A 15,159-nucleotide genomic window follows, 5' to 3' on the forward strand; every position below is an offset into this window, starting at 1 on the left:
TAATTGCGTGTACTAATACATATAATACACTTAAAGAGTAACATTGATTATGAGAGGGTGTGACCCATGTTATACAAAATCGATATGAAAAGTTCAGAACCGCTATACGAGCAAATCGTCAATCAAACGAAAGAACTTGTTATCCGTGGAATTTTACGACCAGGAGATAAGGTGATGTCCGTGCGTGAACTCGCCACCGATCTCGTCATCAATCCGAATACGGTCAGTAAGGCGTATCAGGAGTTGGAACGGCTCGGGCTGCTCGAGATGCGACGTGGACGTGGGACGTTCGTCTCCGAGGACTGGGTGGACGATGATGCGGCACGTGAGCCGGTCATCGCCTCGATCAAAAAGATTGCGATCGATTGCCACTATGCGAACGTGCCGTTAGACGAAGCCATTGACGTATTGCGAACGGAATATGAGAAAGTAGGGAAATCCAATGCTGAAAGTTGAACAGTTAAGTAAAAAAATTGACCGTCAAACGATTCTCGATGGCATCGACTTTACGGTCGAATCTGGAGAAATCATTGCGCTCGTCGGACGTAACGGTGCCGGTAAGACAACGCTTCTCCGCACGATGGTCGGTATCATTCGCCCAGACATGGGCGACGTGCTCTATGGTTCGAAAAGTATCTTTAAAGATGCGGGATTGAAGCGTGACGTCATCTTCGTACCGGATTCAGCCGACGCGCTTAAAAATTACACGGTGAATGAGGCGACGGACCTGTATGAATCGATTTATCCATCCTTCAACCGTACCATCTTCCGTGAGACATTGACGCGATACAACATCGACAACAAAAAGATCCGCCAGCTTTCTAAAGGACAAAAGGCACTCGTGACGTTATCACTCGCTTTCGCTGTCCAAGCGAAATACTACTTGCTCGATGAACCGACGGACGGTTTAGACGTCGTCGCCAAATCCGATGTGTTGAAGCTGATGATTGCTCAAGTCGAGAATCGGAACTGCTCGATCATCGTCTCAAGTCACCAACTGCATGAACTCGAACGCATCGCTGACCGCATCATCATGATTGAGAATGGACGTGTCAAGGCGATTTTGTCACTCGAAGAGGCACGTGCCCTCAGCATCAAGTGGCAAGTCGTCTTCAACGACCATGTCCCGGTCGAACTGCTAGAACGAAAAGATATCGAAATCATCAGCGTGACGGGACGTGTCGTGCTGTTCATGGCAAAAGAACGGACGGACGAGCTCGAAACGTTCATCGATTCATATAATCCGATGCTCATCGAAGAGATTCCGATGTCTCTTGAAGACGTCTTCCGTGTCCAGTTAGGAGGAGAAGCCCATGTTGTCTAAAGTATTGTTAAAGAAAGATTGGAAACAAGTGTCGTTGCTTTGGATGCTGCTCGTTTTCTTAGGCGTCGTCGCCTTCACTGTGCCGGCTTGGACACAATTCGAACAGTTTGATGAGCAGATTAAAGATGCACGAGCGAATTCTGTAGATTACGGGATCCCGTTTGAAGAACGAGATCGCCTGACGGTTGAGTCCTTCTTCGACCCTGATTCGAGTTTAGCTTTCTATCTTGGTGACATAGGTGATGTCATTCCGGTAGGACCAGTTGTATTCTTATTCGTCGTGTTTAGTGCGCTCATGGCCACGTCGCTCATTGGTGCCGAACGAAACAGTCAAATGTCGGACTTTTCGATGTCGCTCCCCTTCACCCGCACCCAGCTGTACATATCAAAATGGGTGTTGGGGGCAAGTGGGATTATCATGTCCACGCTGTTAGGAAGTATCGCGATGTTTGCATTGGTCGCCACTTCCCGTTATTCCTTCTTATTAGAAGGGACCGTATTTAAATCGATCGTGATCGTCCTGTATATCGCCTTGATTGGGATCTCGTTATTCTCGTTGGCTTTATGGATGGGATCGTTCGGTGGGGAATCGATTTCTCAATCAGTGTGGTCGTTTGTCGCCTTGATTTTCCCGTTAGGAATTCTCGCATTGATTCAAGGATCAGCTTACTCGCTGACTGGTAGAGGTGATGCGTTGGGTTGGTTAATCGATTCAGCTTATGAAAGTGTATTTATTCAAGCCATCTCACCACTCGGTAACTTGATGAATTTATCTTTATATGAATATATTCGATCCGATCAGTATTGGCAAGAGTTCGTCACGATTAGCATTCCATCGTCTATCGTCTTTATCGTCTTGTCATTATGGTTAGGAGCTTGGATGTACAATCGTGCACCGCAAGAAAACAACGGTCGTTTCTTCATGTTCAACAACTGGTTATGGCTCGTCCACATTATCATCGTTGGATGTATCGCGATGTTCACAGGAATTGTGTTCACGACATTCACGTATCAAGCGAACAGTATGTTGTACATCGTAGGCTTTGTGATCGGAGCGTTCTTGGCACACTTACTCGCTAAACGTTTGCTTTACCGCTTCAACTTGAGACTCAAATCGTAAGGAGGGACACCTATGAAACGCTTCTGTCTGTTGCTCGTACTCGTCATTTCACTGGCAGGATGTATGAACCCGGAACCGGACGCCTTTGAATACAAAGGGGCGAAAGTCGGGGACAATGCAGCCGTCGTCGGCATTGCCGGAAGTTTGCCGCTACATGAATGCTATCGATCGGTCGAACTGCAGACGAAGAAGCGTCCTTATGGGTTGACCGTCCGTTACGAAGACCCGGGTATGGAACGAGCGGAACAAGAACATCTGGCGATTCGGAATGCGGCTGCCTATTTCACCCTCATCCCGAACGCCGAAATCGTCCGTTTTGCTTTCCCGAACCGGACCTATGCCTTCTCTCGACCTGAAATGGAGGCATGGTTCGGGACTGACTTCTCAAATATTCGTCATGAAAAAGAATTGCAACAACTCATGAATCAGAAGCTTGAAAAACTGGATTCGAAAGATTCCTATTTTAGGCGGGTATGACAGCGATTGGATGACAAATCCAATCGCTTTTTTTGATATTTTCTGAAAATTATCGGGTAAAGGGTAGATGAAAGCGTTTTCTTAGCATTATAATAGGGTTAACTGAATGAGTATTCATTTCCAAGGAGGAACAGCGATGAACAAACCGTGGTTACAAGATTATCCAGAAGGAATGCCCCAGTCAATCGATTATGAGGTAAAGCCGCTCTATGAGGCGTTGTCTCGTGCAGCAAAGGATTATCCAAATCGTACGGCCGTCTCCTTTATCGGAAAGGAGTGGACATTCGCGGAAATCGATGATGCCGCACGTCGACTCGGAACGATGCTTCAAGCGAAAGGGCTTGAAAAAGGCGACCGCGTCAGCCTCATGCTTCCAAACTGTCCTCAATACGTCATCTCGTTCTATGCCGTACTCTATGCAGGAGGGACGGTCGTCCAGACGAACCCACTCTATACGGAACGTGAGCTAGAAAACCTCGTCACGGACGCAGGTGTCAAAATCGTCATCACCCTCGATCTGTTATATCCGAAAACGCTTCGCGTCAGTGAGAAGACAGAGATTCAAACCGTGATCACGACGAGTATCGCTGATTACTTACCATTCCCTAAAAACAAACTGTATCCAATCAAAGTGAAACGTGAGAACAATATCGTCATCGATACGACCGGATCGACACCGTTCAAAAATTATAAAGACTTTAACCCTATCACGCCACTCGACATCGAACCGAAAGAAGATGTCGCCGTTCTTCAATACACTGGGGGGACGACGGGACTTCCGAAAGGCGTCATGTTGACCCACTTCAACTTGACGGCGAACGCGGATCAAATCACGAACTTATTCTATAAGTATAATCGCGGGGACGAGAAACGCGTCTTGTGTGTCGTACCGTTCTTCCACGTCTATGGGATGTCGTGCTGTCTGAACTTCGGGGTCACGAACGGCTATGAGCTCGTCCTCGTACCACGTTTCGAAGTGACGGATGTCTTGAAGACGATTCAGAAGAAAAAGCCACACTTCTTCCCGGGTGCACCAACGATGTATGTCGGAATCTTGAACGACCCGAAACTGAAGAAGTACGATTTGTCTTCGATCGAGGCATGTATCTCGGGTTCGGCTCCGCTTCCAATCGAGGTGCAAGAGGAATTTGAGAAGATTACGGGTGGTCGCATTGTCGAAGGGTACGGTTTGTCTGAGACGTCGCCGGTCACGCATGCGAACTTCTTGTGGGATAAACGGATTGTTGGCTCGATCGGTGCCCCGTTATCGGATACTTCTGCTAAAATAGTAAAAGCAGACGGAGAAACAGAGGCGGACATCGGTGAAATCGGGGAGATCATGCTGAGCGGTCCACAAGTCATGAAAGGCTACTGGCAGAAACCGGAGGAAACGGCAGCCGTCTTGAAAGATGGGTGGCTCGCAACTGGTGACCTCGGCTACATGGGCGAGGACGGGTTCTTCTATATTGTCGACCGGAAGAAGGACATGATCATCGCAGGTGGCTTTAATGTCTATCCGCGTGAAATCGAAGAAGTCCTCTACGAACATCCGGCCGTGAAGGAAGCGGTCTGTATCGGTGTCCCAGATCCATATCGGGGTGAGACGGTCAAAGCGTTCATCGTCCTTCGCGATGGCTCGAGTGTGACGGAAGAAGAACTCGACAAACATTGTCGTGAGAAGCTTGCGGCCTATAAAGTGCCAAAGTTGTATGAGTTCCGCGACGAGTTGCCGAAGACGTTCGTCGGTAAGATTTTACGCCGTGTCCTCGTCGACGAAGAGAAGGCCAAACAAGTGAAACAAAGCAGTTGACACCAAGCGTACGCATGATAGAATAATAAATGAATGAACCATCATTCATTTTTCTGCAACGGTAAGGAGCTTGGGGTTAATGACAAATCATATTTCGAAAAGTGACCGAATCATTGATGCGGCGGTCAAAGTAATTGCCAATCATGGCTATCACGGTGCAAAGGTGACAGCCATCGCCAAAGAGGCGGGTGTCGCGGACGGCACGATCTATTTGTACTTTAAAAACAAGGAGCATCTCTTAATCGAATTGTTCCAAGCGAAGATGGGGCTGTTCATCGACTACTCGAAACAACAAATCGAGAGCGAGACGTCAGCCGGGAGTAAGTTGTATCAGTTGATTGAATCACATTTAAAGCAACTGTCGGCAGATTACGACCTCGCCGTCGTTACACAAATCGAACTGCGGCAGTCGAACTTGGTACTTCGCCAAAAAATCGGAGAAGTGCTCAAACCGTATTTGAACTTAATCGATTCTGTCGTCAAACATGGAATCGAGACAGGAGAGTTTGACAAGGATTTAGACTATCGACTCGCCCGTCAAATGATTTTCGGCACAATCGATGAGGTTGTGACGAGTTGGATGGCGAGCGGCTTCAAGTATGATCTGTTGTCGACGCTTCCAAATGTGCACCATATGTTGAAAAAAGGGCTTACGTAACAGTGAGCCCTATCACTAGCTCAAAAAATGAATGCTGATTCATGAATGATGGGAAGAATTGACTAAAGGGGGATCAACCATGAATATTTTTGTTTTGCTGAAACGTACGTTTGATACTGAGGAAGCAATTCAGCTCGAGAATGGGGAAATTCAAGAAGACGGCGCTGAGTTCATCATCAACCCGTATGACGAATATGCGGTCGAAGAAGCGATTCAAAAACGTGACGCACTCGGGGGAGAGGTCACGGTCGTCACGGTAGGACCAGAAGATGCGGACAAAGAATTACGTACAGCACTCGCAATGGGTGCGGACAAAGCCGTTCGCATCTCAATCGAGGACGATGTCGAGGATGCGGATCATGTCACGATTTCAAAAGTTCTCGCCTCATACTTGAAAGAACAGGACGCAGACCTCATCTTCGCAGGAAACGTGGCAATCGATGGCGGTAGCGGACAAGTCGCGCCACGAGTCGCAGAACTTCTCGACATGAACTACGTGACGACGATCACGGCTCTTGAAATCGATGGCACGACGGCAACGGTCACACGTGACGTCGAAGGGGACACGGAAGTCATCGAAGTCGCACTCCCACTTCTCGTAACGGCACAACAAGGGTTGAACGAGCCGCGTTACCCGAGCTTGCCAGGAATCATGAAGGCGAAGAAGAAACCGCTCGAAGAACTCGAACTCATGGACATCGATCTCGATGAAGATGAAATCGAAGCGAAAATCGAGACGATTGAACGATTCTTGCCAGAAGAGAAGAAAGCCGGTCGCATCCTTGAAGGCGATATGTCGACACAAGTGAGCGAGCTCGTACAACTTCTTCGCACGGAAGCGAAAGTCATTTAAGGGGGAGATCATAGATGAAAGCTTTAGTACTCGCAGAAGCGCGTGAAGGCGCGTTACGTAACGTATCATTCGAAGCCATCGCTGCGGCGAAGCAATTGACAGACGATGTGACGGCAGTCGTGATTGGGGATCACGTGCAATCACTCGCACAAGAACTCGGGGAGTATGGTGCAAGTCGTGTCCTCGTCGTCGAAGATGATCGCCTCAAGCATTATACGCCAGACGGCTACGGACAAGTGCTCCGTCAGTTGATCGAGCAAGAAAATCCGGAAATGATCGTCCTCGGACATACGGCTCTTGGGAAAGACATCGCACCGAAACTTGCGGCACGTCTCGATGCCGGACTCATCAGTGATGTTGTCTCGATCGAAGGGACAGGACGCGACGCAGAGTTCGTTCGCCCGATCTACTCAGGGAAGGCGTTCGAGAAAGTGAAGTTCAAAGATTCGGTCATGTTCTTCACAATCCGTCCAAACAACATCGATGCACTTGCACGTCAAGCGGGCGCGAGCGTCTCTGTTGAAACGCCGGCGGTCGAATTGAAAGACCTCGCGATGATCGTCAAAGAAGTCGTGCGTAAGGCGACTGGGAAAGTAGATTTGGCGGAAGCGAAAGTTATCGTCGCAGGTGGACGTGGCGTGAAGAGCGAAGATGGATTCAAACCGCTTGAAGAGTTGGCTGAGCTTCTCGGAGGCGCGGTCGGTGCTTCACGTGGAGCATGTGACGCTGACTACTGCGATTACGCACTTCAAATCGGACAGACGGGTAAAGTCGTCACACCAGACCTCTACATCGCATGTGGGATTTCAGGAGCGATTCAGCACTTGGCTGGGATGAGTAACGCGAAAGTCATCGTCGCCATCAACAAGGACCCAGAAGCAAACATCTTCAGCGTGGCAGACTATGGCATCGTCGGCGACTTGTTCGATGTCGTCCCGATGTTGACAGAAGAGTTCCGTAAGCACCTCGTCAATAGCTAATAAGCAAAACGTTTTGGGGTTGTTACCCTCCGTGGTATACTCTGAACATGAATTGCATGAGAGTTCTTTACCAGGACTCTCTCATCTTATTGGGGAGGTTTTTACAAATGGCTATTAAACACGCAACGACTCAATCGTTTGAACAAGATGTAAAAGAGGGCGTCGTCCTCGTAGATTTCTGGGCAACTTGGTGTGGACCATGTCGCATGATCGCGCCAGTTCTCGAAGAACTCGATCAAGAAATGGGTGACCAAGTCCAAATCGTGAAACTCGACGTCGACGAAAACCCTGAAGTCGCAGGTGCTTTCCAAATCCAAAGTATCCCGACACTCATGATGTTCAAAGATGGCGAGCCTGTTTCGAAAACAATGGGCTTCCAACCAAAAGAAGCATTGAAAGAGTTTATCGCGACAGCACAATAATTGCGTAGCAGCCGATTGAGATCGGCTGCTTTTTTGTTTTGCGGAATAGAAAAGAAGGAAAAGGACAGGCAAGTAGGGAATAAGTTGAGTTATTCCACGCACCCTCAATCCGGTCATATTCCGATACATAACGTCTGATTTCAAAATTTTTTTTGAAGAAATTCCGTCGGCTTCCTTCATATTTAACAGATTCGGAATTTTGACGGGGGAGCGCTTGAACTGGAAGCTTTTATCATGGAAACAGACTGAAAATTTACGCTATACTCATGAGGAAGACATGATGGAGTCAAGTGACCTTACTTTACGGCTCAATCTATTGTACGACTCTGTTCGAAGGAGGAATTTTCTTGTCGCTGTTACATTTAGCTATTTTGTTGCCGCTTCTTGCGGCACCATTCATCCCGCTTTTGTTCCGGGGGATGAAACAAATTCATACAGGCTGGTTCGTCTTGATCGTTCCGGTCGTGCTCGTCACCTACTTCGCCGGATTCATTCCGATCACGAGTGCAGGGGACGTCGTGACAGAGACGATTGCGTGGATGCCATCCCTCGGGATTAACTTCACGGCATACGTCGATGGACTCAGTCTCTTGTTCGCCCTTCTCATCACGGGAATCGGCGCACTGGTCGTCCTTTATTCGATTTACTATTTGAATAAGGACAAAGAGTCGCTCGGGCATTTTTACGTGTATCTCTTGATGTTCATGAGTGCGATGCTCGGGGTCGTTCTCTCGGATAACATGATTGTCATGTACATGTTCTGGGAGCTCACATCGATTTCATCATTCCTGTTGATTGGATATTGGTATGAGAAAGAACGTTCCCGCTATGGGGCGCAGAAGTCGATGCTTCTCACCGTGTTCGGCGGATTGTCGATGCTCGGGGGGATCGTCTTACTCGAATCGATGGTCGGCTCGTACAGCATTCGCGATATGGTCGCGAACTCGGGCGTCATCGCCGAGAGTCCGTTCTTCCTCGTCGCGATGATTCTCATCTTGCTCGGGGCGTTCACGAAGTCAGCGCAGTTCCCGTTCCACATCTGGTTGCCTGACGCGATGGAAGCACCGACTCCGGTCAGTGCGTACCTCCACTCAGCAACGATGGTCAAGGCGGGTCTCTACCTTGTGGCCCGCATGAGCCCGGTGTTCCAAGAATCATCCGTCTGGCTATGGACGATAGCCGGAGTTGGGATGTTCACGATGTTCTGGGGTTCATTCAATGCCGTGAAGCAGACCGACCTGAAGGGAATCCTAGCGTTCTCGACCGTCAGTCAACTCGGGTTGATCATGTCACTCCTTGGACTCGGAGCGGCGGCGCTCCACTATGACGGCATGGATGACAACATCTTTATGGTCGCGACGATTGCGGCGATCTTCCATTTGATCAACCACGCGACGTTCAAAGGCTCGCTCTTCATGATGGTCGGGATTGTCGACCACGAGACGGGCACACGTGACATTCGTAAACTCGGTGGTCTGATGACCGTCATGCCGATTTCATTCACGGTCGCCGTCATCGGTTCGTTATCGATGGCTGGTCTTCCGCCATTTAACGGATTCTTGAGTAAAGAGATGTTCTTGAAGGCGACGACGAAAGTCTTCTCGGCCGACTTCTTCGCGCTCGATACGATTGGGATTCTACTCCCGATCATCGCCTTCGTCGGAAGTGTGTTCACGTTCATCTACAGCATCATGCTGTTCACGCGGACGTTCATGGGCAAGGCGAAGTTCGATCAATTGCCGAAACAACCGCATGAGGCACCGATCGGCATGTTGATTTCGCCGGTCATCCTCGCGATTCTCGTTGTCGGTCTCGGTTTCTTCCCGAACGTGTTGTCGAACTCGCTCATCAAGCCAGCCGTCGAGTCGATCTATCCGACACTCGTCGCGCAAGGGCAAGATGTTAAAGTAGATATTTACTTCTGGCACGGTTTGACGCCTGAACTATATATGACAATCGGGGTGATCCTTCTCGGTTCATTGCTGTTCTGGCAAATGGGTAAATGGATGGGCATCTACAACCGCATTCCACATCGTTTGACGCTCAACGGGATGTACGACGGTACGCTCGTCTGGTCGAACAAGGCGGCATATCGCTTTAAAGACAACTACATGACTGGTTTCATCCGGTCGTACTTGATCTATATTTTCGTCTTCCTTTCAGGTATGATGCTCTTCAGCATCTGGTGGTTCGACATGTACCGCTTCTCGTTTGAGAACCTGGCTGAGATTGCACCTTATGAATATGTGCTCGGAGCTGTCGTCATGCTAGCGGCGCTCGCGATTCTCTTCATGAAGTCGCGTCTCCCGTCCATTATCCTACTTGGGGTCGTTGGATACGGCGTGGCACTGTTCTTCGTCTTCTTCGGTGCACCGGACTTGGCGCTCACGCAGCTCGTCATCGAGACGGTCTCGGTCGCATTGTTCTTGCTCGTCTTCTATCACATGCCGGACATCAGCAAGAAGGAAGTACGGATGCGTTTCAAAGTCGGGAATGCCATCGTGGCTGTTCTCGTCGGGACGACTGTGACGCTTCTCAGCTTCATGGCGCTCACAAACAAATCGCTCACTTCGATCTCAGAGTATTACAAAGAGAACGTGTATGAGCTTGCAGCAGGTAAAAACATGGTTAACGTCGTTCTCGTCGATTTCCGTGGATTTGATACCTTGTTTGAAATCGTGGTTCTCGGGATTGCGGCTTTCGGGATCTACACGATGATTAAATTTAGAACAACACGACGTACGAAAGGAGAAGGTGAACATGAAGCAAAACAGCAGACGCGTCAATGACGTCATTTTGCAGACGGCCGCGATTATCATTTTCTTCATCATTGTCATCTTCTCCATCGACTTGTTCTTTGCCGGTCACTATTCACCAGGTGGAGGATTCATCGGTGGATTGATGACATCCGCGGCACTCGTCTTACTGTTGCTCGCATTTGATTCGAAAACGCTCGCGAACGTGCTCCCGATTGACTACCGTCTCATGACGGCGACCGGATTACTGATTGCCCTTGCGACAGGTCTTCACTCGGTTTTCTTGGGTCGTCCGTTCTTGACGCACGCATACGGGAAGTTTGACTTACCACTTCTCGGTGAACAGACCCTTCACACGGCGATTGCGTTCGACTTAGGGGTTTACCTTGTAGTCATCGGAATCACGTTGACGATTATACAAACGATTGGAGAGAGTGAATAATGGAAATCTTCGTTAGCATCATCATCGGTGTCCTGACGATGTGTGCCGTCTATCTTGTTCTCTCAAGAAGTTTGTTACGCATCATCATCGGCACTGCCTTGTTCAGTCACGCGGCACACCTTCTCGTCTTGACGACGGCAGGTTTGAAGACAGGGGCTGCCCCTGTTCTCGTCGACGGTGTGACGGAATTCACAGACCCGTTACCGCAAGCGCTCGTCTTGACGGCAATCGTCATCAGTTTCGGGGTGACGGCGTTCTTCCTCGTACTTGCCTACCGCACGTATCAGGAGCTCAGCACGGACAATATGGAAGAAATGAAAGGAACAGAATCGTATGATTAACTTACCGGTCTTTCCAATCGTCATTCCTGCGCTTGCGGCCATCCTTATGATGTTTATGCCAAAACGGGTCCAGCTGCAGCGCGCAATGGCTCTTGGAGCTTTAGTTATTACGGCGATCGTGTCACTCTTTCTCGTGCATACGGTCTCCACGGAGGGAATTCAAACCCTCAACCTCGGGAACTGGCAAGCACCGTTCGGCATCACGCTCGTATCGGATATGTTGTCAGCCCTACTCGTGACGACGTCGACTCTCCTCACGCTCTTCATCGTGTGGTTCGCCGTCCATTATTTCTCTGACTCATATGAAGGAAACTACTTGTACATCTCGATGCTCTTCTTGCTCGTCGGGGTGAACGGTGCCTTCACGACAGGTGATATCTTCAACTTGTTCGTCTTCTTTGAGGTCTTCTTGATGTCCTCATACGTATTGATTGTACTCGGTGGACGTGGCGTCCAGTTACGTGAGTCAATCAAATACTTGCTCGTGAACATCATCGCCTCGGCGCTCTTCGTTATGTCGGTCGCCTTGCTTTACGGTGTCACAGGTACACTCAACATAGCGGACTTGGCGATGAAGATCCCGCTTGTCGATAACCCGGACGTCATCACCGTCATCGGTGTGCTATTCGTCATCGTCTTCGGGATGAAAGGGGCACTCGTCCCACTTCACTACTGGCTCCCTGGAGCGTACGTGGTCGCACCGACCCCTATTCTCGCCATGTTCGGGTCTCTCTTGACGAAAGTCGGGGTGTACTCGATCTTGAGGACGTACACGCTACTGTTTGATGGGAACGGTGAGTTTTTACAGACGTTCCTCATGGTGCTCGCTGTCTTCACCATCTTCATCGGGATGACAGGTGCCATCGCCTATAACGACGTGAAGCTGATCATCATCTACAACATCATGATTGCGGTCGGGGTCATTTTGTATGGGATCTCGGTCAATACGCAGACGTCCCTTGAAGGGTCACTCTACTACTTGATTCACGACATGATTATCAAGGCGGTTCTCTTCATGCTCGTCGGGATGATGATTGGCATCACCAAATCCGGTCAACTCCGCGATATGGGTGGACTCATCACCCGTTTCCCGCTGTTCGGATGGACGTTCTTCGTCGCAGCGCTCTCGCTCGCTGGGATTCCGCCACTTAGTGGATTCTTTGGGAAATTGTTGATTGTCTCAGGCGGGATGGACGAAGGCGAGCTGTTCGGACCACTTCTCGTCCTCTTGTCGAGTCTCTTCGTCCTCTATTCGGTCATGAAGATTTTCTTGAACGGGTTCTGGGGCGAGGCGAAGCGCGAGTATGATGGACCGCTCGTACCGTATACGAAGCGTTTGATTGTACCGGTCTTCTTGTTGCTCATCATTGCGGTCGCATACGGATTTGGGGCAGAAGCCATCCATCCGTATATCACGCAAGCGATTGAGCCGCTCGTCAATCCAGAAATCTATATCGATGCCGTGATAAAGGAGTGAATGACAGATGGCTTATCAACTATTGATTAACTTTTTCTTGGCGTTCATCTGGATGTTCCTCACGGGATCGTTCACAACGAGCGGATTCTTCGTCGGGTATCTACTTGGCTTACTCATCTTGTTCATGATGCGCCGATTCTTTAAATCTAGTGGGGGCGGCTTTTACTTCACACGCGTCTGGCGTCTGTTTAAACTGCTTCTCATCTTCATCCGTGAATTGTTCCTCGCGAACTTTGAGGTACTGCGTCTCGTCCTTAGTCCGAAGTTGAAAATCCAACCAGGGATTTTCCGCTATGAGACGTCGCTCGACAAAGGATGGAAAGTCAGCTTGCTCTCGATGCTGATCACGCTCACACCAGGGACGCTCGTCGTTCAGGTGTCAAAAGACAATTCCGTGCTCTATATCCACGCACTCAACATGCCGGATAAAGAAGCGCTACAAAAAGACATTTATGATAACTTTGAATCAAGCATTAAGGAGGCGACAGAGTGATGGATTTACTAGACATTCTCATCTACATCTCGCTCGCCATTCTCTTGCTTGCGATGTTGATGATGTTGTATCGTGTCGTGAAAGGACCGACGACGGCAGACCGGGTCATCGCACTCGACTCAATCGGGATCGCGCTCATCTCGGTCGTCGCGTTACTGTCGATTCTGCTCGATACGACCTTATATTTTGAAGTCATCTTACTACTCAGTATTTTGGCCTTCATCGGAACGGTGGCGTTCTCGAAATTCTTAGAGAGGGGAGAGATAATCCAACATGACCGCGACAATGATCTTTGATCTCATTACCGGCATCTTCACGATCATCGGCGTCTTCTTCACGGTCGTCGCCGCGATCGGTCTCATCCGTCTCCCTGATATTTATTCGAGAACACACGCTGCCTCGAAGAGCGCGACACTCGGTGTCATGTTCGTCCTCTTTGCGGCCGTCCTTCATGTATATGTCGATGAACGGGTGTTTGATGCAAGACTCTTGCTCGGGCTCTTCTTCGTCCTCTTGACGGCTCCTGTTGGAGGTCACCTCATCTCGCGTGCGGCGCACGCGAAAGGGGTCTCGCTCTGGGAGAAGTCGTTACAAGACGCACTGAAAGAAGACAAGGACAAAGGAATCGAATAAGAAAAAGACGGGATTTGCCAAGAGGCAAGTCCCGTCTTTTGTTTAGATGAGATAGGTCAGGTCGGAGGCGGCGGTCGGATAGGCGACTTCTAAGTGCTTCACATGTTGATGCGACAGTTTGTTCTGTATAATGAAAGAGAACAGGTTGATGAGTTCAGGGGCGTGGTGACCAATCAAATGAGCCCCGATGACGTGCCCTTCTGCACTAAGTAACACTTTTGAATATGCGGTTGCGTCGTTGATTCGTGAATAGGTGAGGAAGTGCGACATGTCCGTTTCTTTCACGTCGAAGTCAATGCCCTCAGCTTCCGCTTCCTCGACCGTAAGACCGACTTTGGCAATCGGTGGCGTCGCATAGACGATGGTCGGGGCCGGACGCTCAGGGAGTGACCGTGTATTCCCGTGAAGCATATTGAGTGCGGCGAGGCGCCCTTCCTGACCGGCGAATGGAGTGAGTGCAGGATTGGGACTTTTGGCGACGTCGCCTGCGGCGTATATATTTGGGTTACTTGTTTGCAGATGCTCGTTTACGTGTACACCGTGATGATCCGCTGTGACACCGGCCGCTTCAAGCCGGAGTCGCTCGATGCTTGGAATTCGTCCTGTGGCGTTAAGGACCACGCCTTCGAGGGTAGAGTCATCTGATAACGTTAAGACGTTGCCATCGATTCGTGTTGGTTCGACGTCATGTCGGACGGTGATGCCGATTCGCTTCGATTCCTCAATGAGCCGATGGACGACGTTCGGGTCGAATGCCTTCAACGCATGTGAACGGATGAGGAGTGTCACGTCGCTTCCGAATCGTCGGAAGATATGGGCAAACTCAAATGCGATATACCCGGCGCCTACGATGTGAATCGAATGGGGAACCGTGTCAAGGTCGAACACATCATCGCTCGTGATTGCCAGTTCGCCACCTGGGATGTCAAGAGGGCGGGGTGTTTGACCTGTGGCGATTAAAAATTGAGTGGCAGAGAGCTCGTGACCATCGATGACGATGGAATCCTCATCGATAAAGTGAGGCTCTCCCTGATATAAGTCAATGTTCATCTCATCCCAATGCTGTTTTTTGGATGTTGGGATAGAGAGGCGGTACTCATCAATCCGCTTTTTAAAGGACGACCAATCCAGTGACAGGCTTCCTTCGACGCCAAGCTCACGCATACGTTCCGTTCGGGCAAGGAGTTCTGCTCCTTCGGCAAGCATCTTCTTCGGGTCACATCCGCGTTGAGGACATGTTCCCCCGAACGTCCAATTCTCAATGATGGCGATCTCTTTACCGGCTTCGCGTAAAATGGAAGCGGCTTGGCTCGCGGCGGAACCGCTACCGATAATGATGACATCGTATCGTTTCATAATATAAAATCCTCCTC

Annotated in this window: 17 protein-coding genes; 16 read left to right on the forward strand and 1 reads right to left on the reverse strand. The window is 49.6% G+C overall.

What is annotated here, in order from left to right; all coding sequences use genetic code 11:
• The first annotated feature begins 66 nt into the window (after window positions 1-66).
• The 16 genes from OKS35_RS00910 to mnhG all read left to right on the forward strand — a co-directional run bounded on the left by OKS35_RS00910 (window position 67) and on the right by mnhG (window position 13,786).
• Entirely contained in the window at window positions 67-456 is a 390-nt protein-coding gene (locus tag OKS35_RS00910) for a GntR family transcriptional regulator (protein ID WP_074037561.1), read from the forward strand.
• Window positions 443-1,324 (forward strand): ABC transporter ATP-binding protein, encoded by an 882-nt coding sequence (locus OKS35_RS00915; RefSeq protein WP_264092324.1) that lies wholly within the window; start codon window positions 443-445, stop codon window positions 1,322-1,324. Before OKS35_RS00910 ends, OKS35_RS00915 begins: the two co-directional genes overlap by 14 nt.
• On the forward strand, window positions 1,314-2,444 hold the full coding sequence (locus tag OKS35_RS00920; RefSeq protein WP_074037557.1) for an ABC transporter permease subunit: 1,131 nt from the start codon (window positions 1,314-1,316) through the stop codon (window positions 2,442-2,444). Before OKS35_RS00915 ends, OKS35_RS00920 begins: the two co-directional genes overlap by 11 nt.
• Window positions 2,445-2,456: 12 nt before the next feature.
• Complete coding sequence (locus OKS35_RS00925) at window positions 2,457-2,921, forward strand: DUF4825 domain-containing protein (RefSeq protein WP_015881085.1); 465 nt, start codon at window positions 2,457-2,459, stop codon at window positions 2,919-2,921.
• 136 nt (window positions 2,922-3,057) lie between these two features.
• Window positions 3,058-4,731, forward strand: a complete 1,674-nt coding sequence (locus OKS35_RS00930; RefSeq protein ID WP_159561955.1) for an AMP-binding protein — start codon at window positions 3,058-3,060, stop codon at window positions 4,729-4,731.
• Window positions 4,732-4,810: 79 nt separating this feature from the next.
• Entirely contained in the window at window positions 4,811-5,389 is a 579-nt protein-coding gene (locus OKS35_RS00935) for a TetR/AcrR family transcriptional regulator (protein WP_074037553.1), read from the forward strand.
• Window positions 5,390-5,468: 79 nt separating this feature from the next.
• Window positions 5,469-6,242: an electron transfer flavoprotein subunit beta/FixA family protein gene (locus tag OKS35_RS00940; RefSeq protein WP_078146521.1), complete on the forward strand. Its 774-nt coding sequence runs from the start codon at window positions 5,469-5,471 to the stop codon at window positions 6,240-6,242.
• Between the two features lie 14 nt (window positions 6,243-6,256).
• Window positions 6,257-7,222, forward strand: a complete 966-nt coding sequence (locus OKS35_RS00945; RefSeq protein WP_015881089.1) for an electron transfer flavoprotein subunit alpha/FixB family protein — start codon at window positions 6,257-6,259, stop codon at window positions 7,220-7,222.
• A 107-nt stretch (window positions 7,223-7,329) separates the two neighbouring features.
• The gene (gene trxA, locus OKS35_RS00950; RefSeq protein ID WP_015881090.1) at window positions 7,330-7,644 is read left to right on the forward strand and encodes a thioredoxin; all 315 of its coding nucleotides are present in this window, start codon (window positions 7,330-7,332) and stop codon (window positions 7,642-7,644) included.
• A 347-nt stretch (window positions 7,645-7,991) separates the two neighbouring features.
• On the forward strand, window positions 7,992-10,433 hold the full coding sequence (locus OKS35_RS00955; protein WP_078146522.1) for a Na+/H+ antiporter subunit A: 2,442 nt from the start codon (window positions 7,992-7,994) through the stop codon (window positions 10,431-10,433).
• Complete coding sequence (locus OKS35_RS00960) at window positions 10,405-10,842, forward strand: Na(+)/H(+) antiporter subunit B (RefSeq protein WP_015881092.1); 438 nt, start codon at window positions 10,405-10,407, stop codon at window positions 10,840-10,842. The genes OKS35_RS00955 and OKS35_RS00960 overlap by 29 nt, the downstream gene beginning before the upstream one ends.
• Window positions 10,842-11,183: a Na(+)/H(+) antiporter subunit C gene (locus OKS35_RS00965; protein WP_015881093.1), complete on the forward strand. Its 342-nt coding sequence runs from the start codon at window positions 10,842-10,844 to the stop codon at window positions 11,181-11,183. The genes OKS35_RS00960 and OKS35_RS00965 overlap by 1 nt, the downstream gene beginning before the upstream one ends.
• Window positions 11,176-12,660, forward strand: a complete 1,485-nt coding sequence (locus OKS35_RS00970; RefSeq protein ID WP_264092325.1) for a Na+/H+ antiporter subunit D — start codon at window positions 11,176-11,178, stop codon at window positions 12,658-12,660. The genes OKS35_RS00965 and OKS35_RS00970 overlap by 8 nt, the downstream gene beginning before the upstream one ends.
• A 7-nt stretch (window positions 12,661-12,667) precedes the next feature.
• Window positions 12,668-13,153: a Na+/H+ antiporter subunit E gene (locus OKS35_RS00975; RefSeq protein WP_015881095.1), complete on the forward strand. Its 486-nt coding sequence runs from the start codon at window positions 12,668-12,670 to the stop codon at window positions 13,151-13,153.
• Complete coding sequence (locus OKS35_RS00980) at window positions 13,153-13,449, forward strand: Na(+)/H(+) antiporter subunit F1 (RefSeq protein WP_026826530.1); 297 nt, start codon at window positions 13,153-13,155, stop codon at window positions 13,447-13,449. The genes OKS35_RS00975 and OKS35_RS00980 overlap by 1 nt, the downstream gene beginning before the upstream one ends.
• Window positions 13,427-13,786 (forward strand): monovalent cation/H(+) antiporter subunit G, encoded by a 360-nt coding sequence (mnhG, locus tag OKS35_RS00985; protein ID WP_074037545.1) that lies wholly within the window; start codon window positions 13,427-13,429, stop codon window positions 13,784-13,786. Before OKS35_RS00980 ends, mnhG begins: the two co-directional genes overlap by 23 nt.
• A 42-nt stretch (window positions 13,787-13,828) precedes the next feature.
• Here the strand turns inward: mnhG and OKS35_RS00990 are convergent, their stop codons facing one another.
• Window positions 13,829-15,142 carry a dihydrolipoyl dehydrogenase family protein gene (locus OKS35_RS00990; RefSeq protein WP_264092326.1) on the reverse strand — a complete coding sequence of 438 codons (1,314 nt, stop codon included), beginning with the start codon at window positions 15,140-15,142 and terminating at the stop codon, window positions 13,829-13,831.
• Between the last annotated feature and the right edge of the window lie 17 nt (window positions 15,143-15,159).

The sequence above is a fragment of the Exiguobacterium sp. N5 genome (assembly GCF_025842465.1).
Lineage (GTDB): Bacteria > Bacillota > Bacilli > Exiguobacteriales > Exiguobacteriaceae > Exiguobacterium > Exiguobacterium profundum.

Excerpts from the sequence above, each read along its gene's own strand:
- OKS35_RS00910 (WP_074037561.1), top strand. The coding sequence starts at position 67 with ATGTTATACAAAATCGATATGAAAAGTTCAGAACCGCTATACGAGCAA.
- OKS35_RS00915 (WP_264092324.1), top strand. The coding sequence starts at position 443 with ATGCTGAAAGTTGAACAGTTAAGTAAAAAAATTGACCGTCAAACGATT.
- OKS35_RS00920 (WP_074037557.1), top strand. The coding sequence starts at position 1,314 with ATGTTGTCTAAAGTATTGTTAAAGAAAGATTGGAAACAAGTGTCGTTG.
- OKS35_RS00925 (WP_015881085.1), top strand. The coding sequence starts at position 2,457 with ATGAAACGCTTCTGTCTGTTGCTCGTACTCGTCATTTCACTGGCAGGA.
- OKS35_RS00930 (WP_159561955.1), top strand. The coding sequence starts at position 3,058 with ATGAACAAACCGTGGTTACAAGATTATCCAGAAGGAATGCCCCAGTCA.
- OKS35_RS00935 (WP_074037553.1), top strand. The coding sequence starts at position 4,811 with ATGACAAATCATATTTCGAAAAGTGACCGAATCATTGATGCGGCGGTC.
- OKS35_RS00940 (WP_078146521.1), top strand. The coding sequence starts at position 5,469 with ATGAATATTTTTGTTTTGCTGAAACGTACGTTTGATACTGAGGAAGCA.
- OKS35_RS00945 (WP_015881089.1), top strand. The coding sequence starts at position 6,257 with ATGAAAGCTTTAGTACTCGCAGAAGCGCGTGAAGGCGCGTTACGTAAC.
- trxA (WP_015881090.1), top strand. The coding sequence starts at position 7,330 with ATGGCTATTAAACACGCAACGACTCAATCGTTTGAACAAGATGTAAAA.
- OKS35_RS00960 (WP_015881092.1), top strand. The coding sequence starts at position 10,405 with ATGAAGCAAAACAGCAGACGCGTCAATGACGTCATTTTGCAGACGGCC.
- OKS35_RS00965 (WP_015881093.1), top strand. The coding sequence starts at position 10,842 with ATGGAAATCTTCGTTAGCATCATCATCGGTGTCCTGACGATGTGTGCC.
- OKS35_RS00970 (WP_264092325.1), top strand. The coding sequence starts at position 11,176 with ATGATTAACTTACCGGTCTTTCCAATCGTCATTCCTGCGCTTGCGGCC.
- OKS35_RS00975 (WP_015881095.1), top strand. The coding sequence starts at position 12,668 with ATGGCTTATCAACTATTGATTAACTTTTTCTTGGCGTTCATCTGGATG.
- OKS35_RS00980 (WP_026826530.1), top strand. The coding sequence starts at position 13,153 with ATGGATTTACTAGACATTCTCATCTACATCTCGCTCGCCATTCTCTTG.
- mnhG (WP_074037545.1), top strand. The coding sequence starts at position 13,427 with ATGACCGCGACAATGATCTTTGATCTCATTACCGGCATCTTCACGATC.
- OKS35_RS00990 (WP_264092326.1), bottom strand. The coding sequence starts at position 15,142 with ATGAAACGATACGATGTCATCATTATCGGTAGCGGTTCCGCCGCGAGC.